Here is a 23934-nt window from a genome sequence, read left to right as displayed (position 1 = left end):
TAATTTAACCTTTTCCCCCTTCTGTTTTCCTACAAATGATCTGTTTCTCCTCCAATAGGCTTTGCTGTTAAACTCTGTACAAACTTGCTATACTCCGCCACCGCCATTTTGATGGCCTTGTTTACTCAGTCCAGACAAAATTCGCTGGCATATGAATTGGTTTATTACAGGAAATCCAAGATGAGATTTGAATCTTTTAGTTTTGCTCCCGAGATTTTGCGCGCCATCTCAGAATGTGGTTATCAGAAAATGACACCAGTTCAGCAGCAAGCGATCCCGGCGATTCGCCGTGGCCAAGATGTACTGGCAAGTGCCCAAACTGGCACAGGTAAAACCGCCGCTTTCGCGTTGCCTATCTTACAGAAGATGATCGACAAGCCGAGTGAGACACAACGCTCTAACACTCGCGCACTGATATTAACGCCAACTCGTGAACTAGCGAGTCAGATTGCCGACAATATCAATGATTACAGCAAGCATATGCAGGTCTCTGTTTTGACCATCTACGGCGGTGTAAAGCTGGAGACTCAGGCGCAAAAGATTAAGCGAGGCGTGGACATCATAGTCGCGACTCCAGGGCGTCTACTTGAGCATATTCAAGCCTGTAACCTTAACCTATCAAACGTCGACTTTATGGTGCTCGATGAAGCCGACCGTATGTTAGATATGGGCTTTGTCAGCGATATCCAAAAAGTATTACAAGCGGTGAATAAAAACAGCCAAAAAATGCTGTTTTCAGCCACCTTCTCATCTTCGGTTAAAAAGCTTGCCAACGACTTCTTAGATAAGCCTAAGCTTATCAGCGTCGATAAGCAGAACACCACAGCCGATACCGTTAGCCAAGTAGTCTATCCGGTAGAGCAGCGCCGTAAGCGTGAACTGGTTTCTGAGCTGATCGGTAAAAAGAACTGGAAACAAGTACTTATCTTTACCGCAACCCGTGATGCTGCCGACAAGCTAGTTAAAGAGCTAAACCTTGATGGTATCCCCTCATCTGTCGTCCATGGTGAGAAAGCCCAAGGTAACCGTCGCCGTGCACTACGTGAGTTTAAAGAGGGTAAAGTGCGCGTATTAGTCGCCACAGAGGTTGCAGCTCGTGGTCTAGATATTCAAGACTTAGAGTATGTAGTCAACTACGACCTTCCTTTCCTCGCCGAGGATTACGTACACCGTATCGGTCGTACTGGCCGCGCTGGTAAGTCAGGGGTTGCTATCTCACTGGTGAGCCGCGAAGAGGAGCGCACCTTAGCCGATATCGAAAAGCTTATCGGTAAAAAGCTTCCTCGTATCACCATAGCAGGTTATGAAGTGGGCAGCCGTGATCTACTGATTAAGCACCTACAGACCCGCCGCAGCTTCGCCAAGAAGCAAAACCGTCAGGACAATGTCTCTGAACAGGTGATCGGTGAGCGAAATATGCAAGGTCGTCGCGTTAAGGTGAAGAACTCATCGAACGCTAAGATTAAGAAGTCTAAATAAGCCCTTGAGCTAACCCAATCGCTTTACTAACGATGCCGCTCCCAATAAGCGGCATTTTTGTATGCTCCGTTAGGTAAATATCTTAAATAACTGCAACAAAATTTTCCCTTCCTCGGTCTGTTCTGCATAACAATTTCAATAGGAAGTAAATCAAGATGTTCACCAAAACACTCACCGCCCTGCTACTTTGCATAACCAGCCTCTCCCTCACCGCAACAGCAAAACCTATCGCCAGCGATGATCTCAATGTGATGCCATTGATGAATGGTCAGATGCTACCTTCGGCCAAAGTAGCAAACCTCAAGGGCGAAACCCTCGACCTATTAATCTTAACCCAAGGGAAACCAAGCATTATCTTCTTCTATCGAGGTGGCTGGTGCCCATTTTGTAACTCTCAGATGGGACAGCTAAAAGAGATTGAACCTAAACTTATTGAGATGGGTTTCCAGCTTATCGGGATCTCCCCCGACAGCCCAGAGAAGCTAAACGCCTCTATGATAGATCAAAAGCTCTCCTATACTTTGCTGTCCGATACTAATCTTAACGCCATGCAAGCTTTTGGCCTCGCCTATTACACCAGCGAAAAAACCACAGAGCGTTATATGAAAAAGCTAAAGCTCGATGAGCTACTAAAAGTCACTCCACAAGGTGACAAGCGTTTGGTGTTACCCGTTCCCGCCATCTACATCAGTGATGGTACTGGGCTTATCCATTTTCAATATGTAAACCCTAACTTTAGAGTGCGGCCCGCACCTCAACTAATCGAGATGGCGGCAAGTTTAGTGCCTATGTAAGCCACATTAAGGTTATCGGTTCTGGTTATAGTATTCCTAAAATTATCGGTTATAATCGCCGCTTTATCCCATAGGGTAGAGATCCCATGACAGAGCAAACCTATAACCAAGCCCTTTTAGAGCTAGTACAAGCAGGACTTTCAGCACTCGAACAGCGGGCGGCAGGTAGTAACGCCATCAATACCGCCACAGCTGAAAGTCATTTTTTGTGTAGCTGGATGGTTCAAGCCTTAAAAGAGCGCCGTTTTGCCAAGCTGGTCGCCCAAGATCTCACTCACTGGATCCGCGAAGCTAGAAGTAAAGGTGCGGGTGCTCAGCTCCCTTCACTATTTAAACGCATTGATAGCCAATACAGCGCAGTGCTAAATAAGACCCAATTAGGTGATGCGCTACAAGCTATGCTGACTGAGCTTGAAGAGAGTGACTGGCTAGTCATTCTCGATGCCGAGGTGGACACTAAGCTAAAACTCGACAGTGACGGTCGCAGCAGTTTAATCATCTCTGTCGAGCAGTACCAGCAGCGCATTAAAGAGCAGAAAATCGTCAAACCTATCACCCTTTATGTGCGCGCAGATGAGCAGTTACTAGCGCAAGCCGCCGCCAAACAAGGCTTACTTATTAGCCAAGGGGATAAAAAAGCCAGTTTGATTAAACACCACAAAGCCTATCAAGTTTATCCAGGTAATCGTCAACCCGCTTTGGCACTGTTACTGGATTAACATTATTACTCCTTCCTGAACTGTATTGGCCTTCAAATGAAGGCCGATCACATCTCCTTAATTTGAGCTTCTGGCTGAGTTTGTTATTTGATAAATGTATTTGAAAATTGTACCTTCATTGGTATCAATCACCTGCGGTGAGCTTATGTGTAACTAATCTCTCGGTACGCTGTAAACCCATCCTTGGGCACTCTACGATTTCCTCCCTGAAATCAAAGTCCTCGAGCTCACTTACACCTGATAATTCATCTCTTCGATTTGGCTTTACTTGATAGAGGATTTTAGCTACTTTCCGCCTAAAAATAGCTTACCTTCGAATGAAGGCTTAGATTAACTTTTTAGATTGCAGAGATTAACATTATTTTAAGTAGCTGTTTATGTGAACAAAATCAAAAATCAAAATAGATCCATGTGCGATTGTGTTCCTTGGTATAAATAACTAAGGTTCCCCCATGGAGTTTATAAACAGTATGCCAGTTATGGTTTTAGTGACTATAAGCACTTTCGCTGTCCCCTGCTTAGTTGCTGCTATTGGGCTCATTATAAAAGCCTTTCATGGTGAGTCTGATAACTTCGGATAAAGCTTGATGCATCAATAACTCAAAGGCGATTTTATAACATCATTGATATCAAAATGTTGAGAGAGCTGCAAAAGTGTTATGCAGCCCTCCCCCCACCTTTTGTTCGATAATTTGTGCTGCTTTTATTGATCCCTATAAAAAGTAACCTATTTACATCAGTCAATTAGCAGTGATAAGTTAATCAAAAAAAGGAAAGCAGGCCGGAACGTTATCGTGCAGCTATTGAATAAGCAGTTATGTGACATATGAGTAATAAGAATATCTCGCAAATTGGCTGGTATGTAGTTCCTACATAATTCGCTTGATCGAGTTAAAAGAAGATATTTACAAAAATCGGTACGTAACAAAGATGAATTCAAACAATAAGTAGGGTCTAACAGCGCTTGCAATCTCACCAGCGTCCACTGGCAGTTGAGCAGGGCGTTAGGGCTAAAAGGAATTCCATGTTCGGCATCTTTAAAAGTAAGAAAAGGTTTATCTCTGAACAGCAGCATAAAGATAACTTAGATTATCAATTATCAATGTCACCGCAAACTGTCGCTCAGTTGCGTGAACACGGTGTAACTGAGAATAAGCTCCTTAAACTGGAATATTTCTTCTATACCAATGCTTCAGTCAAGGCGAAGAGCCTTTCTGAAGAGTTATCTTCACTTGGTTATTCTAGTGAGTTTGGTGAGTCTGCTAACGACGATAATATTAAGGTGATTACTGGCTGGACTTCTCCCATATCCATGTCAACTGAAGCGGTCATGAAGTGGACATCAAAAATGTGTCACCTCGGTTACTCACATGATTGCGAGTTTGATGGCTGGGGAACTAACCCTGAGCAATAAGCAGGCCCTAACAATCCCAATCACACGGACCGCGTTATAAGGCGATATGAAAAAACAAACCATTCTATTTGCAACAATAATAATTATATCTTCTATTGGCTCTTATTATTTTGGGACATCCCGTGGTCTAGAAGCTGGTGCTAATGCAACAACTTTCATTTTTGCAAACCAAGCTGTAATGCAGATGAATCAGCACGCTATATTATTGACAACTATAAAAAATGGTGATTACGATTGGACGAAAAAATTAACAGAAGCCTTAGTTGAGCATGACATGGGGCATTTAGAAAAAATAGAAAAGTTACTTTTAGATATACCTACTGATGAAAAATCAGGAGCTTTAATAGAATCAACTCTGCAGAAAACTAAAGAGATGCACAAAAAATTAAACGCCCTATAACAGATAAGGATAGACCACGCGAAGCCGCGTCCTACTAAAACTAACTATATAGCAAGTGTTAAACAAGCCCTAGGGTACCTTTATATAGACTCTTCGCTACGAGAATACAGCATAGAGTTTATGCAGTTTAAATAAGGGCTAATAAAGCCACTCAGGCTAACATAAACTAAAATCTCCGCCAAAACTCCATCAAAGAATCATGCCAAGTGAAGCATTGAATCGCCACAGAAACTTCGATACAGTCATTGTATGGTATTAAAAATCAATCAAGAACGAGTAAGTCTATAGGCTCGTTATATTTTAGAATTCCCCTTAGAATTCATTGTTAACTTCAATCAGGAGAACATATGAGAATAAAATTACTAGCATTGATAACGTTTATATCTTTGCCTTGTCTAGCTGCATATACAGGGAACCACAATTCTACTGTTAGTTGGCTTAAAATTTATAATAGTGACACAATATATTTCAAACTATCATCTATGCCTACAGATCATCAATGCTCAAGTAATTATTTTATTCTTTCTCCAAACTTAACTGAAAAGCAAAGAGATCGGTATTATTCTATGTTGATGACGGCTAAAGTGTCTGGTAAAGCTGTATCTGTCGGCTATGACAAAAGTAACCCCGCTTGTGTGTCTAACCGCCCTATCGTATATGCATTATCACTATAATTTAATAATACATTCCATAACTAAAACATAAAAATGGAGATATGAGTGAAAAAAATCATAATAGCAATTGTTTTATCTGTGTTTATGCAATCTGTTTTCGCCGCCAACAAAAATATGTCAGTAGATCCATCTGGCTGGAAATTAGAGAACTACTTTGGTGACTCACTAGTTGTCTTTTTTAGCGGATCCAGTTGCACCAACGGACGCCTGTCTTTTCCTTCAAACGCAACTGTTGATGATAAGAATAGATTTTGGAGCCTCATATTGTCAGCTAAGGCTACAAACTCGAAAGTATTTGTAATATATCAGGACAACTCAAACTGCACACTTGTTAGCTTTGCAAGCATTGATTAAAAAACTGCATAGCGTGCGACAGCATTCAATCGTCATATTTTTCCAAGTCGAAACCTTTGTTTCCAGCTCTTAATGTCTAACACGTTTATTTCCAAAGTGAGTTACAACCTAACCCACAAACCAAAAAGGTATTTATCTAGCAGCCTGAGCCATGTGTAAATACCGCAGGCAACAAACACCACCAGAGTTATGATACAGTTATCGAATATACACGCTGATCCTAATTTGTCTGCAGATGTGAAGAAGTGAGTATCAACTAATACGGAATAAGGAGGACTGATGAAGATTTTGACAAAGAGAAACATTCCTTTCATCTCTCTACTAGTCATCGCTTGTTCATGGGCGTTTTATTACCAAAGCTCAACGCTGTTAAATGATTTTGGTAGCACTAAACCTGAGTGGCTTTTATTGGTAGACGGCTTAATATTTCTACCTATTCTCTGCTTTATCTGCATTAAAGATAGGAAGGAGGCGGCGGTTAAAGCCTTGGCCTATAGCTGCTTAATTATCCTACTTGGCAGCTTAGTGCTCCCTGAAAGCTCAAAGCTAGTGTGGCATTATTTAGAGTCTGGACGTGACCTTGCCATTGCAGCATTTGTCACCTTAGAAATTATCACTATTTGTACAGTTATCTTTGCTATCAAAGCACAATTAAACCAAGGGAAAGATCCTGACTTAGCCATTTCACAACCGATTGAGTCTATTCTAGGTAAAGGCGCCATCAGCGCCCTGCTCTCTTTTGAGGCAAGAGTATGGACCTATACTTTATTTACAAAAAGAGTTAATCGAAACGACTTTCATGGAGAGAAGCACTTTAGCTGTCATATGAAGGACGGTACTCAGAGCAACTTATTAGGTTTTATCCTTATCATTGTTTTTGAGCTCCCCATAATGCACTTAGTATTGCATTTTCTCTGGTCGCCAACCTCTGCAAATGTCATTTCGGTAATGACGCTAATTGGCTTAGTGTTCTTCATCGCCGAATATAGAGCAATTTCAATTAGACCTATCTCCATTACATCGACAAGTATTATTGTGAGGTACGGTGTTTGGAACCCACTCACTATCCCATTTGATGATATTATTTCAGTACAACTAAACACTAAAACCATCCGTAGAGCTCACCACATTAAAAGATTTAACTTGTCAGGACAGCCTAATGTAGAGATCAAGCTCGATACGGGCAAACTCATCTATTTAGGTTTAGACTCTCCCAATGAGTTCCTTTCATCTTTAATAAAAAGGTAGGAAAAATGGACAAAGCCCTGCAAACAATGATTAACAACATTCCAGAGAAAACAGGGAAAACACTGGAGGAATGGTTTCAAATACTCAAAAAAGAGAAACTAGAAAAGCACTCAATAGCGGTAAAATTTCTGAAGACGGAACATGGCGTAACACATGGTTTTGCCAATACCATAGTCACTTTATCAAAAGAGCAAGATGCACCGAGTGAAGATCTAGTTTCGGCACAATATGATGGTAAAGCCACACTAAAGCCACTCTATGACAAACTGATATCCGTCGTATTGAAGTTTGGTAATGACGTCACCCTTAGCCCTAAAAAAGCCAGTGTGAGTATCATACGAGCAAAACAGTTCGCATTAATTAAACCCGCCACTAAATCAAGAATAGATCTGGGCTTAAAACTCAAAGACATTGAAGTACAAGGACGACTAGAAAATTCAGGCCCATTTGGCACCATGTGCAGCCATAGAATACAGTTACACAAGTTGTCAGATATCGATGACGAAGTGATCAAATGGCTATCTACCGCCTATGAAAAATCAGTTTAGTTAAAAAGAGATGTGACTAGTCGTCAAAAAGTGACATCACTTTGCCACTAAAATTCTCAAGATAACCTAATATAGATTTCAAGCTCGATTCGAGCAAAATCATCTATTTAGATTTAGACTTCTCTAAGGAATTCATTTTAGCGACAAAAGGTCGAAGTTATAACCGAGACAAATCAACTAGAAACTTTCAGGTTCTGCCGTAAAGCTATCACTCCTAACAAAACGCCAAATATAGAAGCAACCAAGCTAAAATAGATACTTGAAACTTGCTATCAAAAAAGTATATTTATCCATAATTAACGATGTCTTTCCTTATTTACTCTATTGATTGATTAATAATGACTGACTTAACTTTCTATTAAATTTAAAAATGAGGTAAAAATGAAATTATTAACACTTGCAATATTATTGATCTTTTCAACAACTTGCCATAGTGGAAGTATTGGGTTTGGTACCGTCGTAGGGGTAAAACAATACGATTTAGGTGAAAATAAGACTGTAACAATTTACTTGAGCCCTAACGCGACTTCAGTTAACGAGAGCTGTGTTAATAATGGAATAGTTTTCGGCCATATCACACCTTCTAAACATGATGAAGCAACTATGAATCGAATGTTCAGTTTAGCAACGGCAGCCTATATGTCTGATAAGCGCCTTAGACTCCACTCAAACACAAATTCATGTGAAGTTGACTTTGTTGCACTTCAAGAATCTGTTTTTTAAAGTGAGTCAACGTAATCAAGTTACCTAACAGAAATAAACTAAAGTCCATATTTATATTAATACTGAAAAAGTAGTTAAAGTCCGGTGCTATCCTTCCACCAACTTTTAGTGTTTGACTAGCTATTACAACCCTACACCATCAATTAAAAGAAAAAATATCAACAACTTAAAATAAAACACTAACACTGCCTAATAAAACCACCAAAAAGCGCCCTAAGGCGCTTTCCATTCAGTGATGCTAAATTCAAACTCAACCACTTAAGTTAGGATTTAGTTCAGGTTTGGGTTCTCTTTCTTATCGAGTCCATCAACTCCCTCAACACTATCGACTAATGGACCATTACCATTTAGCTTGAGTTTATTAGGGTCTAAAATAGAGAGGGTGTCAGATGCCAGCGAGTTGTTACCGCTAAGCAGATCGTTAAGCCCACCCTTTTCAGCATCCACTAGACCTAGCTCGCGCAGCATGGCATCCACCACAGGCGCATTAGCACGATAGTTAAGTGCGGCACTGGTCACCTGCTCAGCAATACCGCCTTGTCCAGCTTGGGCCATCACACCTGATTGTGAAGCGCTGCTTCCCGTGGCGCCATAACCTTGCAATATTTTAATCCCCTCAATATTTTCAAGAGGCTTCACTGACTGCTTAACGACTTCTGGTAGTGCTGCCAGCACAGCTAAGGATTTTTGCAGCTCGATCTGTTCATCACTGAGCACGTTCTCAGCTTCGTGAAGCGCCTGCTTACCGGCTGCTTCAACCGCATAAACCTTCTCATCCGCTTCAGCTTTAAGCATTTTCGCATCGGCGCTGGCTTTAGCTTCAATCAATATCGCACTTGATTTATCTTCGGCTGCACGCTTCTCTGCTTCCGCCTGAACCGTGATCCCCACCGCTTCACGCTCAGCTTCTTTACGAGCGTCAATCACCTCAATCTCTTTACTACGATTCGCTTCTGCAACTTGGCGAGTAGTAATAACCGCTTCAAGCTTCTCGACCTTTAACTTCTCAGCTTCAGCAGCCTTTGCCCTTGCAGCTGACTCCTCTTCCGATTTCTGTGCAATCGCGATCTGCTTATCTTGTTCTGCGACTTCGATATCCCTTTGCTGCTGAATACGAGACTGCTCAATCGCTTTACGTTTCTCAATTTCACGAGTTTCGATATCTTTGGTTTTCTCAATCTCAGCACTCTCAATCGCACGCTCTTTGGCAATTTCAGCCTCGCGCTCTTCACGTGTTTTCTGCTCCTGCTGCTTTAAAATCTCAGCTTTCTGCTCAGCACGCTTAAAGTCCAGTGCCTGCTGCTGGATCAATTTCGCTTCCTGCTCAGCTTGCTCAATACCCAATGACTCTTTTTCAGCTTCTAGATTACGCATCTCAATCTTGATGCGGTTCTCCTGCTCGATATCATTGGTCTCCTTGCGTTTCTCCTCGATGATCTTTGCCAAGCGAGCACGACCTTCAGCATCAAAGGCATTATTTTCATTAAAGAACTGCAGATCAGTCTGATCAAAGCCCGTCAGTGAGACAGACTCTAACTCCAAACCGTTTTTCTCAAGATCGTTAGCCACATTATTCTGAACTCTCTGCACAAAGTCAGATCTTTGCTCATGCATCTCAGTCATGGTCATCTCAGCAGCAACGGCGCGAAGCACGTCAACAAACTTAGACTCCATCAACTTTTTAACCTCTTCAACGCGAGTGGTACGCGAACCTAAAGTTTGCGCCGCCATGGAGATCCCTTCGGCACTCGGAGCGACACGTAGATAAAAATCAGCTCTCACATCCACACGCATTCTATCTTTAGTGATCAATGCATCTTTCTGCATCTTCTCCACTTCGATACGCAGGGTATTCATATTAACCGCAATGGTTTCATGCAATACAGGCAGTACAATCGCACCACCATCTTTAACTATTTTCTCACCGCCAAAACCGGTTCTAACAAATGCCATCTCTTTCGAAGCACGTCGATACAGCTTGGCAAAGATAAGCCCAATAACTAACATGCCCAACAACACTGCTCCGGCAACAATAAATACGAAGCCTCCACCTAGCGTTGAGCCAATACCTTGAATTTGGTCCATTTTATTTCCCTTAAAATTTTACTGTTTTGAATTAAGAATCGAACTTAGCCGCTGACCAAACCGTGCCCTCACGCTTTAGCAGTACCACTTGAGTGCCGGTTTGAAACTCCACTCCCGCCACCTCAGGCTCGACCAATACATAGTGTTTCTGCTGGTGCTGATCTTTAACCAAAGCCTCACTCGGGTTGCCTTTAATCGCGCAACCTAATGTCACAGTTCCAATACTGCCTAATAGCGTATCGATAGAGACTGCTGTGCTCTCATTTTTAGGCAATACCTTAGCAACCGCCGCCCCTACATATCGACACGAAAAAGCTGTCAATATAAGCGCAATCGGCAAGCTGATAATTTGAGGAAGTGGTTGGTCAGCTAATAACAGAGAGAGAAAGTTGCTTGTGTACCCTGTGATAGAGAAACTCACTAACACCAACACAAACCAGATAAGCAGGGGCAGTCGATTAAGACACAGCCAACCAGATACTCCGGTAAAACCAGAAGCTGAGCCATCGGCGTCCACGTCCAGATCGATGGGAGCCCAATCATCCATCGCCCCTACTAAGCTGTAGCCAAGAACTAAGGAGAGTGCTTCGAATATCCCCAACAGGAGGACAAATGAGAGTGAGATAGAAAAAGGTAAATTAGCTTGGGCGAATAAAAATTCCACCATAGTAGCCTCCATGTACAATACAACATTCCATTTTACTGAAATAAAAAGGAAAAATTAACTTTCCCCTCACATTTCAACTTTGAAACTATAGCAAAACAGAGACAAGATAGAAACCTTCTTTCAAGGGGTATTATTACATTATGCTCTTGGATTAAAAGCCAGTACCATAGCCAAATAAGCAATCAAATAAAGAGCTCACATGGCCAATTCAAACAGCAATTCTCACTACAGCAAGCTCAGTCAACATTTTCAAAAAATCTCACATTTTGAGCACTTAAGCGCACTTGGCGACTGGGATCAAGCCACCATGATGCCAAGTGGTGGCAGTGAAGCCAGAGGCGCGGCAATGGCCGAACTTGCAGGACATATTCATGAGTTAAAAACCGCCGACTTTATTGAAGAAACACTAAACCTTGCGGCAGACGAAGTGCTAAATAAGGAGCAAGCAGCCAATCTGCGAGAGATGCAGTATCAGTATTTTCAGGCCAATATTGTCCCAGCTTCACTTGTTCAAAGTAAGACTCAGCTCGCCTATCAATGTGAGCATGCATGGCGTGTACAGCGCAAAAATAATGATTGGCAGGGGTTTAAACCAAATCTAGAAGCCCTTATCACGCTTGTCAGAGAGGAAGCGGCCATCCGCGCACAAGCCCAAAACATCACTCCCTATGACGCCCTACTAAGCAAATTTGAACCAGACATGACAACACGTCGCCTGGAGAAGGTATTCGGCAGTTTAAAGAGCTGGCTACCACAGATGATCACCCAAGTTCAGGCGAATCAGCGAAATGATTTAAAAGTCGAAATCCCCTCGTTCTCAGCTAAAAAACAGGAAGCACTAGGGCGAGACGTAATGAGCTTTCTCGGCTTTGACTTTACTCAAGGTCGCTTAGATACCAGCAGTCACCCATTTTGTGGCGGCGTCCCAGGAGATATTCGCTTAACCACGCGTTTTGATGAAACCGATTTTACTCAAGGGTTAATGGGGGTCATTCATGAAACTGGCCATGCCAGATATGAGCAAGGCCTACCTAAACAGTGGCGTGGTCAGCCTGTAGGCGGTCACCGCTCTATGGCGATCCATGAAAGTCAAAGCCTCTTCTGTGAGATGCAGCTCGGCCGCGGTGCGGGATTCCTTAGCCAACTTGAGCCACTCATCTCCCAGCATTTAGGGGCGGAGCTCGATAGCCAAGCCTTAACTGCACTCTATACCAGAGTCGAGTCTGGATTTATCCGAGTCGATGCAGATGAAGTCACCTACCCTTGCCATATTCTACTGCGATTTGAAGCGGAAAAAGGCTTAGTGGATGGCAGTTTAGCGGTAGCCGACCTGCCCGACTTCTGGGCTGAGAATATGCAAAATCTTTTAGGTGTCGATACCCGCGGGAATTATCAAAATGGCTGCATGCAAGATATACATTGGGCCGTTGGAGAACTAGGTTACTTCCCAAGTTACACCTTAGGGGCCATGTACGCAGCGCAATTTCGTTACGCGATTGAAAAGAGTTTAGGCTCAGTCGATGCGTTAGTGGCCCAAGGCAAAATACAGGTTATATTTGACTGGCTTGAGCAAAATATCTGGTCAAAAGGCTGTTTACTGTCGACCGATGCACTGGTCAAACAGGCCACTGGCGAGCCTCTAAATCCCGAATATTTCAAACGTCACCTAGAGCAAAGATACCTTAAATAAAGTATTATACCCAAGCCACCTCAAGGTGCTCGTTTCAGAGCCCCTGTAGGATAGAAGAATAAGACAGTGCAGGAGTTCTACGGGAGAGAATATGCAACTACGAAGTATCATATCTGATGACTGGAAGATCATTCTTGATATCCAAGAGGAGTGTTACCCAGACATTGTCCCCGAGTCTCTGGAGGTACTGCAGAGTAAATGGCAGTTATCACCACAAACATGCTTTGTGATTGAAGATAACCATCAGACCTTAGGTTACTGCCTCGCGCATCCTTGGGAGTTAGGCGCACCACCAGCGCTTGAGCAAAAGGTTCAAGCTAAAACACAACCAAACACCCTCTACCTGCATGACATTGCCCTGTCTGCTAAGGCACAGGGAAAAGGCGCAGGGCGGTTAGCATTCGAAAAATTAATACAAAGTGCAGCAGACGCCGCACTGAGCAGTATCTCACTGGTGGCGGTACAAGGCGCCGACAGTTATTGGCATAAGCAAGGTTTTATCCGTCAAAAGATTGAAAAAAGCCTAGAAAGCTATACTCCTGACGCCTGCTATATGGTGCTGGATATAAGCTAGCTTGGTCGTTTTAAGTTTAGATTTAGATTCATATTTAATAATTAGTTGAGAAGATTATGGCCCGTAGAATTACCTACAAATTTAAGAAGCAGGCAAAGGAGATTAACTTTGCCTATGACAAGTTTAATAATATTCATGAGGCGGTTGCGGCAGCTGAGGGAATAGATCTCACTAGCTACCATATGATGGAGCAGCAAGTTGTTATGACATCTAAAGGTAAATCAGCTGCCCGTGACTTTAGAGATAAAGAGTTTGCCAAAATGGGCTTCAGTGACATCTACTACATCAAAGATGATCCTAAAGAGAGCTAAAGCTCAATTTATACGATTTGATTATCAAGCAACAAGATAGCAATAACCTAGAGAGAGTTAACATGAAAGAGAGCTCGATGCCCAATAGTGAGCATGCAAACTTCCCCCGCGCTGGTTTCTTTCGCCGCTGTGGTGCCATTGTCTATGATCTATTACTGGCTGTTGCCGTCTATATGATTGCAGGCGCCATCGGCTTCGGCGTGTTCACAGGGCTCACCGCCTCTGGCCTTATCGATATGGGAAACTATGAGCATGTATCAGATCTGCTCAACGGCGATTCACTTTATAAGGGAATATACCAATTCTGGATAGCACTCTGTGTAGGTCTATTTTACATCTCTTTTTGGAGCTATGGCGGCCAAACTTTGGGTATGCGAGCTTGGAGACTTAAAGTACAGCACCCTAATGGGCAGAGCCTGAGTATGATCACCGCAGCCGCTCGCCTGGTTTGGTCACTTTTAGGGATAGGTAACTTGTGGATATTAATCAATGGTGACAAGTTAGCCCTACAGGATATGATGACACGCTCAGAGGTTGTCCAACTCTCGAAAGAAGCTAATCAAATGCGTAACTGGCATGGCGTTTAAAGAAGCCACGAGGTCAAAATAGGGCTACGAAGTATCGAGTTGCGAGTCAAGAAAGAGGGGAAACCTGCAAGTATGCACAATCTCGTAACTCGTAGCTCGTAACTCGGAGCTCGGAGCTCGGAGCTCGTAGTCCATAATCCATAACGACAGTTAGCTTTTCTTCCCCCTCAATTTTTGCACATCTTTACATTTGCAAGACATCCATTTACCTCCTCTTGGCTACAATTTGCTAACAAACAATAACAGCTAAAGAGAAGCGAGATGGTTACCTCCAAAATAGCGATAATATCGGTATCCGCAGCATTCCTCATACTGACACAGACAGCTTGTGGTGGTTCTGAAGATAGCTCAACACCAGATAGTGAGCAGCCAACGCTTGGCACACCACAACCTGTAGTCAACACGCCTCCGAACATAAATTTATCTGTGAACGACATAACTATCGAAGAAAACTCAACCAGAAGTGTGAGTTATAGTGCCAGCGATGATGACGGCGACGACATAACCATCTCCATCTCAGATAGCCCTATTATTACCGTAAGTCATACCAGCAATGAGTTGCAGTTACGAGTAGGAGAGCTCGACGCTTCCACTTCACAAACACTTTTGATCTCAGCAGATGATGGCCAGAATGTCACCACGGTCAGCTTAGCGGTAAATATAGTCTTACAGCCAGAGTCAGCTTTGCTCAATCTACCTGAAACGCCATTTAACTACGCTAATACCCCTCTGCCCGATCATTTTATTCAAAACCGTTTTCCCGATAACTTTCAGTTTCAAAGTGCGGCAATAGAGAGTGATAACACGCCAATTGATAATCCTATTACCGATGCTGGAGCAACCTTAGGTCGAGTACTCTTTTACGACACTATACTCAGCGCTAATAACAGTACTTCCTGTGCTTCCTGCCATATTCAAGCCCACGGCTTCTCTGACAGCAGACAGCTCAGTATTGGTTTCAATGGCGAAGAAACACGACGCCACTCTATGGGCCTAGCCAATGCGCGTTTTTATCAAAGCGGTAAGTTTTTTTGGGATGAGAGAGCCAGTTCTCTAGAGCAGCAGGTGTTGATGCCTATTCAGGATGAGGTAGAGATGGGCTTGGCCTTAACCGAGCTAGTCGAAAAGATTTCAGCTCAAAGTTATTACCCTGCATTATTTACTCAGGCATTCGGTGATAGCCAGATCAGTAGCGAACACATCGCCATGGCATTAGCACAATTTGTCAGGGCCATGGTTAGTACAGATGCAAAATATGATTTAGGTAGGGCTAGTGTTGATAACCCATTACAAGCATTTCCTAACTTCACCCAAGAGGAAAATAACGGAAAACGTCTGTTTATGACCTTTAGAGATGGGATCCCGCCCTGCACTAGTTGTCATAGCTCAGAAGCCTTTGTTGGCCCTCTTATCGCACCGGACTCAAACGCCACCACTCTAGCCAGTAATAATGGCTTAGATGAGAGCTCAGATGAGGATTTAGGCGTATTCGAAAGCACTGGTATCAACGGCCATACAGGGAAATTTAAGGTGCCTTCCCTAAGAAACATAGCGGTGCGGCCCCCCTATATGCATGATGGTCGATTTGCTAGTTTGGAGGAGACTATTGAACACTACAGTAGCGGTATAAAACCACACCCAACACTGCAACTGTTACTCAAAGATGATAATGGTGAGCCAGTGCGTTATAACTTTACGCCCCAAGAGCAAGCCGACTTGCTCGCCTTTTTGAATACGTTAACCGATGAAAGTTTTTTAGTTGATGAGAAGTTCAGCGATCCCTTTTTAAGGTAACGCAAAATACCTATACCTAAGCGACTTGGGAATGCAGGGTTCAGTGGGGGTTTGGTATAGATACTCGCTCCTAGGTATTCGGACCTAGGAGCGAGTATCTATACCAAACCTTTATTTCCTAATAAAATAGACCGCCCCGACACTGAAGATCAGTGCCGGCATCATGGCACCGATATAGGCAGGTAGGCCATAAACTAAGGTCAATGGGCCGAAAATTTCACTGCTGATATAGAAACTAAATCCAGCAATCACCCCTAAGAGTACCCGTGCGCCCATGGTCACGGTTCTCAAAGGCCCAAAAACAAATGAGAGTGCCACCAACATCATCACCGCAACCGTGACTGGCTGCATAAACTTACGCCACAAGGCTAGCTCATAGCGTGAGGAGTCTTGGTTATTTATCTCAAGATAGTCTAAATACCCCATCAGCCCTTGTATTGATAGAGACTCAGGTTTGACCGACACCACACTCAGCTTATCTGGTGTTAAGGTCGACTCCCAGCGATAGAGGGTCAAATCGGTTAAGGTCACTTTCTCATCGGTCAAGTCCGTTTGTCTAACATCAAGAAGACGCCAATGATCCTTGGAGAAGACACCACGCTCAGCATGAATAGTACGGGTCAGGGCAAGATCACTATTAAACTTGTACAGGGTGATATTGCGAAGGTTATTGATATCTTCCACTTCGCCTATGTTGACGAACAGGTCTCCATCTTTAGCCCAGATCCCGCGACTCGACTTAATCAAGCTCCCACCTGATATCTTAGTCGCCTGTAGCTCATAGGCTTTTCGCTCTGCCACAGGCGCGCCCCACTCCCCTAACGCCATAATAATGATCATCAAGGGCACAGCTGTTTTCATTGCCGACAGGGTAATTTGCAGTCTAGACAGACCTGCCGATTGCATCACCACTAATTCAGAGTTTGACGCCAACATCCCCATCCCTATCAAGGCGCCTAATAGCACGGCCATAGGGAAAAACATCTCGATATCACGAGGGATCAAAAACAGTACATAGATACCGGCATCTAACATGGTGTAGGAACCACGGCCCACAACTCTTAGCTGGTCAACCCACTTAATAATGCCCGACAGCCCAGTCAAAATTAGCAAACAAAGCGCTGAAGTGCTCACCAAAGTGCGGGCGATATAGAAATCTAATATTCTCATGATACCACCTGCTTACGCTTAAATAAGCCGGTGATCTTAACGCCAGATGGCCGCTCTTTACCTAAGAGTAATCCCCCTAAGATAAGTGCCGATAGGTGGATCCACCACATGCCTAGATACTCAGGAATGATACCATCCTCCAGTGCCTTTCTTCCCGCAATCATCAAGCCAAAGTAACCAAGATAGAGCAAAATAGCGGGGAACATCTTAGCAAATTTACCCTGACGTACGTTGACTCTTGCCATAGGCACGGCAATCAGCGTCAGCAAGGGAATAGAGAGAGGGATTGCTAATCGCCAATGGAACTCAGCGTTGCTTTCAGGCCCCTCCTGCTTCATTAACTCTTCAATTGGCAAGGCAGAAAGTTTACGGCGACGCTCGTTCACCTCCTGCTCTTTAATCTGCATCTGATAGCCACCAAACTCAATCACCTGGAAGTCGACCTGTTTGGGCGTTCCTTGATACTGCACGCCATCACGGAGCTGTAAGCGTTGACCACCAGTTTCATCTTCAATAACCTTACCGCCTTGTGCCAGTACGATATTGCTCTGCCCCTGCTCAGCTTCAGGGTCGGGCAACTGGGCAACAAACACTTTATCTAACTCATTGTCACGACCTATGCGCTCAACAAAGAGTACGGCTCTGCCATTGGGACTGGTTTGGAAGCGCCCTTGAGTTATCGCGGCTAAACCCGCTTCAGATTGAGCGTGCTCCAAGACCTGATTTTGCCTCTCCTCCGCCCATGGCGTCACGTAAACGGCTAATACTCCAGTGATCAGCATATTGATCACCGCAAGCAATAGTGTCACTCGGGTGATATACCACTCACTGATCCCGACACTATGCAAAATAACCATCTCACTTTCAGCGTACATACGCCCGTGAGCCATTAAAATACCAAGGAAAAGACTAAGAGGAAGTACCAGAACTGCAAGGTAAGGTAGGTTGAGCCCAAGTAAGGTCATCACTAATGAAGCGGGAAATTCACCGTCTGACGCATTAGCAAGTACACGAACAAAGTGTTGGCTAATAAAAATAGCTAATAACACGAAAAGTACCGCAATTTGTGCCTTTAAAACTTCACGAATCAGGTATCTAAATACAATCACAGGCAGGATCCAGTCTCTAAACTTATAATTATGCTGGTGTCAGTCAAACTTTCATGTAGACTGTCTACTTTTGGTAGTTTTGTGACCAGCCATAAACTAAAAATGGCAGGGAAACACCTAAAAAAACAAACTATTGGTGCACCAATTTTAGGCCCTTTTTGGGCACAAGCAGACATTATCTAATAAATAATAAAATTTGTCTTTAAGAATCTAGGAGAGCTCATGGAGTTTAGCGTTAAGAGCGGTAGTCCGGAGAAACAACGTTCGGCTTGTATAGTCGTTGGCGTATATGAACCCAGACGCCTATCAGGTATTGCTGAGCAGCTTGATAAAATTAGTGAAGGCTACATCAGCAACTTACTTCGCCGCGGTGATTTGGAAGGAAAGCCAGGCCAGATGCTACTTTTGCATCATGTACCAAACGTGCTCAGTGAGCGAGTTCTACTCGTTGGCTGTGGTAAAGAGCGCGAGTTGGATGAGCGTCAATACAAGCAGATCATCACTAAAACCATCAAGACACTTAATGAAACTGGCTCTATGGAAGCGGTCTGCTTCCTCACCGAGTTACATGTTAAAAGTCGTGATACTTATTGGAAGGTTCGTGAAGCCGTTGAGACAACGCAAAACAGTCTTTACAGTTTCGATGCACTGAAAACCAGCAAAGATGAGACTCGTCGTCCACTGCGTAAACTGGTTTTCAATGTACCGACTCGTCGTGAACTAACTGTTGGTGAGCGCGCTATTGACCATGGTATGGCTGTTTCTGCCGGTATGCAGCTTTGTCGCGATGTGGCAAACATGCCGCCTAACATCTGTAACCCTGCTTACCTTGCTTCACAAGCTCGTCAAATTAGCGAAACCTGCGAAGAGCTAACCGTCACGACGGTGGGTGAAGAGCAGATGGCTAAGCTAGGCATGAACTCCTACCTTGCTGTAGGCCGTGGCAGTGATAACGAATCTGTTATGACCGTTATGGAATATAAAGGCGCAGTAGACAGTACTGAAAAGCCGATTGTTCTCGTTGGTAAAGGCCTAACATTTGACTCAGGTGGTATCTCACTAAAACCTGGCGAAGCCATGGATGAGATGAAATACGACATGGGCGGCGCAGCCGGCGTTATCGGTGCAATGAAAGCCCTGTGTGAGATGAAACTCCCTATCAACGTCATTGGTATTCTTGCTGGTTGTGAAAACATGCCTTCCAGCAACGCATACCGCCCAGGCGATATCCTCACCACTATGTCAGGTCAGACCGTTGAAGTATTAAATACTGATGCTGAAGGCCGACTCGTTTTGTGTGATGTGTTGACCTATGTTGAGCGCTTTGACCCTGAGTTAGTTATCGATACGGCAACCTTAACGGGCGCCTGTGTTATCGCTCTAGGTAAGCACGCATCAGGCCTGTTCTCAGGTCATAACCCACTTGCACATGAGATGCTAAATGCTGGTGAGCAGAGTGGCGATCGCGCATGGCGTATGCCATTGTGGGATGAGTACCAAGAGCACCTTGAAAGCCCGTTTGCTGATATGACTAACTTAGGTGGCCGCGCCGCTGGTTCTATCACAGCCGCTTGCTTCCTTTCACGCTTTACCAAGAAGTACAACTGGGCACACTTAGATGTTGCTGGTACAGCTTGGAATAGCGGTGCGAATAAAGGCTCAACAGGTCGTCCTGTGCCTTTGTTAACTCAGTTCCTGATCAACCGTGCAGGCGTTGAGCAAGGCGATTAAACTGATGTAAAACTGTCACTTCAGTTTTTACATATTGCATAAAAAAAGGTGAAGCTACTGCTTCACCTTTTTTATCTCTAGGATTTAAGCCTGAGGCTCAGGAATTAGTTTTATATCAGCAACGTTAAGCGATTCTAGCCTTGTCACCAATAGCTGATCCACCTTGTAAGCATCAACATCCACCACTTCAAACTTAAAGCCTGAATGGGTAACAGAGTCAGTGCACTTAGGTATTTTCCTCAGCATATACATCATAAAACCAGCGATAGTTTCATAGTTGTGATCTTGAGGGAAATCCTCAATATCCAACGCACGCATCACATCTGTAATAGGGGTGACACCATCCATCAACCAAGAGTTATCATCCCGTGCAATAATCTGCTCCTCACTCTCAGGCAGAGACCAAGCTCCCATTACCGCATCTTGCAGATCTTTGGCCGTCACTATACCAACCACCAGCGAGTACTCATTAATCACCACGGCAAAATCGGCGCGGCTATTTTTAAAATACTCCATGGACTCCGACAAACTTAAGGTGTCAGGAATGATAAAACAGCTCTCAACCAGTTCATTGTTTTTCAAACTAATACTCTGGCCGTTAATCACGCATATCAACAGCTTTTTAGCATTAACAAAACCTTTAATCACGTCTAACTGACCGTCACACACCAGAAAGTTTGAGTGGGGATCTTCAGAGATCTTACGCTTAATCTCCTCCTCACTGTCTTGAAGCAGAAAATAGGAGAGACTTTCCCGAGCTGTCATGGCTGCCGTGACGGGAATGGTTTGCATCTCAAACACCTTCTCCATCATCAACTGCTCATCTTTATCGAGTACGCCCGCTTCTGCCCCGGCGTCCATCACCGCATAGATATCATCTGAGGTCACCTCATCATTGCGAGAGGTTTGGATCTGCAACAGACGAAACAGCATGCTAGCTAAACTATTAAAGAACCACACAAGTGGCTTAAAAACAGTGATACTAACAAGCAAAGGGCCGACTAATATTAACGCCACTTTTTCTGGGATCGCCATAGCTACGCGCTTAGGCATAAGATCCGCCATCAAGATAAACAAGCTAGTTACTAAGACGAAAGAGAGGAAAAAGCTCACTTTACCTAACCAGGGCTCACTCAACCAAGGGGCGAGAAAGGCATGAATATAGGGCGTAAACGCTGACTCACCCACGATCCCCCCCATAATGGCAACGGCATTAAGCCCAATCTGAACCACAGTAAAAAAATTACCTGGGTTTGCCTGTAACATCAGGACTTTTTCAGCTCTAAGATCGCCGTCGCTGGCCATCTGCCTAAGACGAATTTTACGTGACGCAGCTAAGGCAATTTCAGACATAGAGAAGAAACAACTTGTTCCGATCAGAAACAAGATAATCACAGCATTATCAAAGAAGCTCATTTAGCACCTACTAAAAACCAATAAACGGGTGATATTCCCTTACTGCCTTTTATCTTACCAAGCTAGAATTGTATAAATATCTTTATTTACAGAAGGTTAAACATTGTTTATGCCAGACTGGCAAAACGAAGATGCGAAGTATATCTGCTTATTATTTAACTAACCAGATATTATCAACCCATGATTATCATTATTAGAGCAGGGTCATATATTCCCGGTGAATAACTCCCAGAGACTAATTCCCAGTGACTAAGTTATGAAGGAGTAATTAAGCACAATGAAGAGTATTGAGTAAATTCAGTTCACGACTTAGATAGCTGCAACTGCCAAATATTACTTGTACTTAGCTCCACTTGGTCACAAGCAAAAAAATCATTAAGGTAAGCCATATGACAATTTAAAGGCGCACGGCCTGAGAATTTATAAAGAAGATGAACAGTCCCCGACTCAAGATCCATCTCTCTATACTCTTTACCTAACAGGTAGTAAATTTTCCCCTGACTTAGTTGCCAATGACGCCAGCCAGCAATAGGGAACTCCTCAATTAACACAAACTCTTTGCCACTATCGAGGTGCAACTGATACAAGCCAGCTTGATTAAATTTAGTAAAAAATATCGAATGTTCATCGCCTTGAACACTATAGCCTCCTTGTGTCGTCAGCTGCTCGACCTCGCCATCAATCAGCGATAACCGCCATATATTCCACATACCAGCTAACTCTGCGCTAAAAAGTACTGATTCGCTAGAGAAAGCAGCATGATGAATTTGAGAAAAAGAGTCTGCCACTCTTCTCCAGCTCCGATCTGCTAACGAAAATAGATACAAAGCACCATTAACACTGGCCAGTAATGTGGCATCATCGGCAGACCATGAAAGAGCAGAAAGATGTTCAATTGGTTCAATAAAATCGCTGCTAAATCCAGCTCCATTTTCTGGCTGAATATAGATCTCTGCTTCACCTGTTCGATTGGCCGTATAGGCAAAGATATTTGACCTATGACCAAATACAGCTCCTCTGCTTATTCCACTGCTTTCAGTCAACGCAGAGACCTTCTCCCCTTTCTGAAATGCAAAAATATTTACAGTTAGCTGGCTACGTTCCGTCAAAGTAGTGTTCGCTCCCATCCCGTGAGCCAGTCGTCCAAACTGATCACTGCGCTCTACAGATACTAATTTGTGTTCATCAACATCATACTCATACAAGCCATCTCCATTTGCCGCTAATATTCCTTTACTTGAACGCCATAACAGCCCGTGTACATTCTCAATAAAAGACTCCTTAGCCAGCACTCGGTTATCATTAAGATCAATAAACTTGATATGATCTAAACCCTCTCCACTGTACTCAACCACAGCTAATCTCTTACTGTCAGGCGATAAAGAGAAATAATAATCACCTAAGTTATTGCCTTTTTGTAACGGATGGGTCAGCTGCTCTTGCCTGCCAGTATCCACTTGAAAAGAGTAAACTGCATATGGGGCAGAGATACTTGGCCTAGAGCGGTAGATTAGTCGCCTCTGTTGTTCATCAAAATCGAGCTGAGTCACCACTCTTTTCCCACAACTAAATAAGACTGAAGATATCTGACTCTCGGGATCAAGCCTTATCACTTCACAGTTTCTTTGCTCTAAGTTATCCAACCTAGATGCATACAGGTCCCCATCAGCACCATAAATGACATCAGTGTAATAATAGCCATCTTGAATAAGGGCTTTAGGTTCTTGCTCGCCCTCTTGTATATAGGGTTTTGCGCTTGACTCTTTATCTGCTTTATAGAGAAAAACGAATGTATCACTCTTGGCTTGATAGAATGGGTTAAAGGCGCTACCCATTAGAGAGGTGACGGGCTGACGACTTAATATCTCAACTCTATCTGGGCTTCCCTTCAATGGGAAAAATTGGAATAAAATTAATAAGGTAAAAACGCAGAAAAGTATAAAAGTCATCTTGCTGAATCTAAAAATTGATCTACCAGCAGTCACTTTTTCAGTGGTATTAACCCCAACTGAAGAATGATAGTTTGAGCTTTCATCTGATGACTCAGACTCACAACTTTCACCAACCTCCCCAAGATAAGCCTTGTTATCCTGATAGCCTTGCCCACCAACCTCTACTGGAGTCACCGTCAGTTGGTACCCAACTTTACTGACTGTTTTTATCCATTTTGGCGATGATAGGTTATCTTCTATAAGTTTACGGAGTTCACCAACTGCGCGATTAACAGCTGCATCGCTAACAACTCTACCACCCCAAACTTTCTCTACTAACTCTGCTCTTGAGATAGCCTTTTCGGGGTGCTGACAAAAATAAACCAGCAGTGTAAACACCTTCGGCTCACACTCAACTAGAACACCATCTTTTACTAATCTTATCTGAGTGGTATCGACCTCGATATCACCAAATGCATATCGCATTCATATCCTCATGATTTTATTATTAATTAT

21 protein-coding genes are annotated in these 23934 nt (G+C 43.5%); 15 read left to right on the top strand and 6 right to left on the bottom strand.

Going from position 1 to position 23934, the window contains the following annotated elements:
* The first annotated feature begins 180 nt into the window (after window positions 1-180).
* From K0625_RS07380 to K0625_RS07340, 9 genes are all read left to right on the top strand, one after another.
* The gene (locus tag K0625_RS07380; RefSeq protein ID WP_012323734.1) at window positions 181-1479 is read left to right on the top strand and encodes a DEAD/DEAH box helicase; all 1299 of its coding nucleotides are present in this window, start codon (window positions 181-183) and stop codon (window positions 1477-1479) included.
* A 155-nt stretch (window positions 1480-1634) separates the two neighbouring features.
* Window positions 1635-2273 carry a peroxiredoxin-like family protein gene (locus K0625_RS07375; RefSeq protein WP_220109103.1) on the top strand — a complete coding sequence of 213 codons (639 nt, stop codon included), beginning with the start codon at window positions 1635-1637 and terminating at the stop codon, window positions 2271-2273.
* A gap of 86 nt (window positions 2274-2359) precedes the next feature.
* On the top strand, window positions 2360-2992 hold the full coding sequence (locus K0625_RS07370; RefSeq protein ID WP_220109102.1) for a DUF2913 family protein: 633 nt from the start codon (window positions 2360-2362) through the stop codon (window positions 2990-2992).
* Between the two features lie 1024 nt (window positions 2993-4016).
* Window positions 4017-4406 carry a ribonuclease E inhibitor RraB gene (locus K0625_RS07365; RefSeq protein ID WP_220109101.1) on the top strand — a complete coding sequence of 130 codons (390 nt, stop codon included), beginning with the start codon at window positions 4017-4019 and terminating at the stop codon, window positions 4404-4406.
* A 46-nt stretch (window positions 4407-4452) separates the two neighbouring features.
* Window positions 4453-4806 carry a hypothetical protein gene (locus K0625_RS07360; protein WP_220109100.1) on the top strand — a complete coding sequence of 118 codons (354 nt, stop codon included), beginning with the start codon at window positions 4453-4455 and terminating at the stop codon, window positions 4804-4806.
* Between the two features lie 719 nt (window positions 4807-5525).
* Window positions 5526-5834 (top strand): hypothetical protein, encoded by a 309-nt coding sequence (locus K0625_RS07355; protein WP_220109099.1) that lies wholly within the window; start codon window positions 5526-5528, stop codon window positions 5832-5834.
* Window positions 5835-6113: 279 nt separating this feature from the next.
* Window positions 6114-7082 (top strand): PH domain-containing protein, encoded by a 969-nt coding sequence (locus K0625_RS07350; protein WP_220109098.1) that lies wholly within the window; start codon window positions 6114-6116, stop codon window positions 7080-7082.
* A 5-nt stretch (window positions 7083-7087) separates the two neighbouring features.
* Window positions 7088-7630, top strand: a complete 543-nt coding sequence (locus K0625_RS07345; RefSeq protein WP_220109097.1) for a DUF4287 domain-containing protein — start codon at window positions 7088-7090, stop codon at window positions 7628-7630.
* 381 nt (window positions 7631-8011) lie between these two features.
* Window positions 8012-8353 (top strand): hypothetical protein, encoded by a 342-nt coding sequence (locus K0625_RS07340; RefSeq protein ID WP_220109096.1) that lies wholly within the window; start codon window positions 8012-8014, stop codon window positions 8351-8353.
* A gap of 270 nt (window positions 8354-8623) precedes the next feature.
* Here K0625_RS07340 and K0625_RS07335 read toward each other — a convergent pair whose 3' ends face one another.
* Window positions 8624-10438 (bottom strand): flotillin family protein, encoded by a 1815-nt coding sequence (locus tag K0625_RS07335; RefSeq protein WP_220109095.1) that lies wholly within the window; start codon window positions 10436-10438, stop codon window positions 8624-8626.
* Window positions 10439-10469: 31 nt separating this feature from the next.
* Entirely contained in the window at window positions 10470-11105 is a 636-nt protein-coding gene (locus K0625_RS07330) for a YqiJ family protein (RefSeq protein WP_220109094.1), read from the bottom strand.
* A gap of 199 nt (window positions 11106-11304) precedes the next feature.
* Between K0625_RS07330 and K0625_RS07325 the strand changes: the two genes are divergently transcribed.
* From K0625_RS07325 to K0625_RS07305, 5 genes are all read left to right on the top strand, one after another.
* A complete protein-coding gene (locus K0625_RS07325) occupies window positions 11305-12795 on the top strand; it encodes a carboxypeptidase M32 (RefSeq protein ID WP_220109093.1) in 1491 nt (496 codons plus the stop codon).
* A gap of 91 nt (window positions 12796-12886) precedes the next feature.
* Complete coding sequence (locus K0625_RS07320) at window positions 12887-13369, top strand: GNAT family N-acetyltransferase (RefSeq protein ID WP_220109092.1); 483 nt, start codon at window positions 12887-12889, stop codon at window positions 13367-13369.
* A 56-nt stretch (window positions 13370-13425) separates the two neighbouring features.
* Entirely contained in the window at window positions 13426-13680 is a 255-nt protein-coding gene (locus K0625_RS07315) for a DUF2960 domain-containing protein (protein WP_220109091.1), read from the top strand.
* A gap of 77 nt (window positions 13681-13757) precedes the next feature.
* On the top strand, window positions 13758-14267 hold the full coding sequence (locus K0625_RS07310) for an RDD family protein (protein ID WP_220109269.1): 510 nt from the start codon (window positions 13758-13760) through the stop codon (window positions 14265-14267).
* A gap of 261 nt (window positions 14268-14528) precedes the next feature.
* Complete coding sequence (locus tag K0625_RS07305) at window positions 14529-16061, top strand: cytochrome-c peroxidase (RefSeq protein WP_220109090.1); 1533 nt, start codon at window positions 14529-14531, stop codon at window positions 16059-16061.
* Window positions 16062-16172: 111 nt separating this feature from the next.
* On the opposite strand, the gene lptG is transcribed toward K0625_RS07305, so the two are convergent.
* Together lptG and lptF are read right to left on the bottom strand one after the other, a co-directional pair.
* Window positions 16173-17231 (bottom strand): LPS export ABC transporter permease LptG, encoded by a 1059-nt coding sequence (gene lptG, locus K0625_RS07300; protein ID WP_220109089.1) that lies wholly within the window; start codon window positions 17229-17231, stop codon window positions 16173-16175.
* A complete protein-coding gene (gene lptF, locus K0625_RS07295; RefSeq protein ID WP_220109088.1) occupies window positions 17228-18340 on the bottom strand; it encodes an LPS export ABC transporter permease LptF in 1113 nt (370 codons plus the stop codon). The genes lptG and lptF overlap by 4 nt, the downstream gene beginning before the upstream one ends.
* Before the next feature lie 222 nt (window positions 18341-18562).
* On the opposite strand from lptF, the gene pepA reads away from it, so the two are divergent.
* Complete coding sequence (gene pepA, locus K0625_RS07290) at window positions 18563-20071, top strand: leucyl aminopeptidase (protein ID WP_012323715.1); 1509 nt, start codon at window positions 18563-18565, stop codon at window positions 20069-20071.
* A gap of 84 nt (window positions 20072-20155) precedes the next feature.
* On the opposite strand, the gene paeA is transcribed toward pepA, so the two are convergent.
* Both paeA and K0625_RS07280 read right to left on the bottom strand, forming a co-directional pair.
* Window positions 20156-21487: a polyamine export protein PaeA gene (gene paeA / locus K0625_RS07285; protein WP_220109087.1), complete on the bottom strand. Its 1332-nt coding sequence runs from the start codon at window positions 21485-21487 to the stop codon at window positions 20156-20158.
* A gap of 302 nt (window positions 21488-21789) precedes the next feature.
* Complete coding sequence (locus tag K0625_RS07280) at window positions 21790-23904, bottom strand: winged helix-turn-helix domain-containing protein (protein WP_220109086.1); 2115 nt, start codon at window positions 23902-23904, stop codon at window positions 21790-21792.
* Window positions 23905-23934: the final 30 nt, after the last annotated feature.

It is taken from the genome of Shewanella nanhaiensis, assembly GCF_019457885.1.
GTDB classification, from domain to species: Bacteria; Pseudomonadota; Gammaproteobacteria; order Enterobacterales; family Shewanellaceae; genus Shewanella; species Shewanella nanhaiensis.
This window is presented reverse-complemented; position numbering and strand designations above follow the sequence as displayed.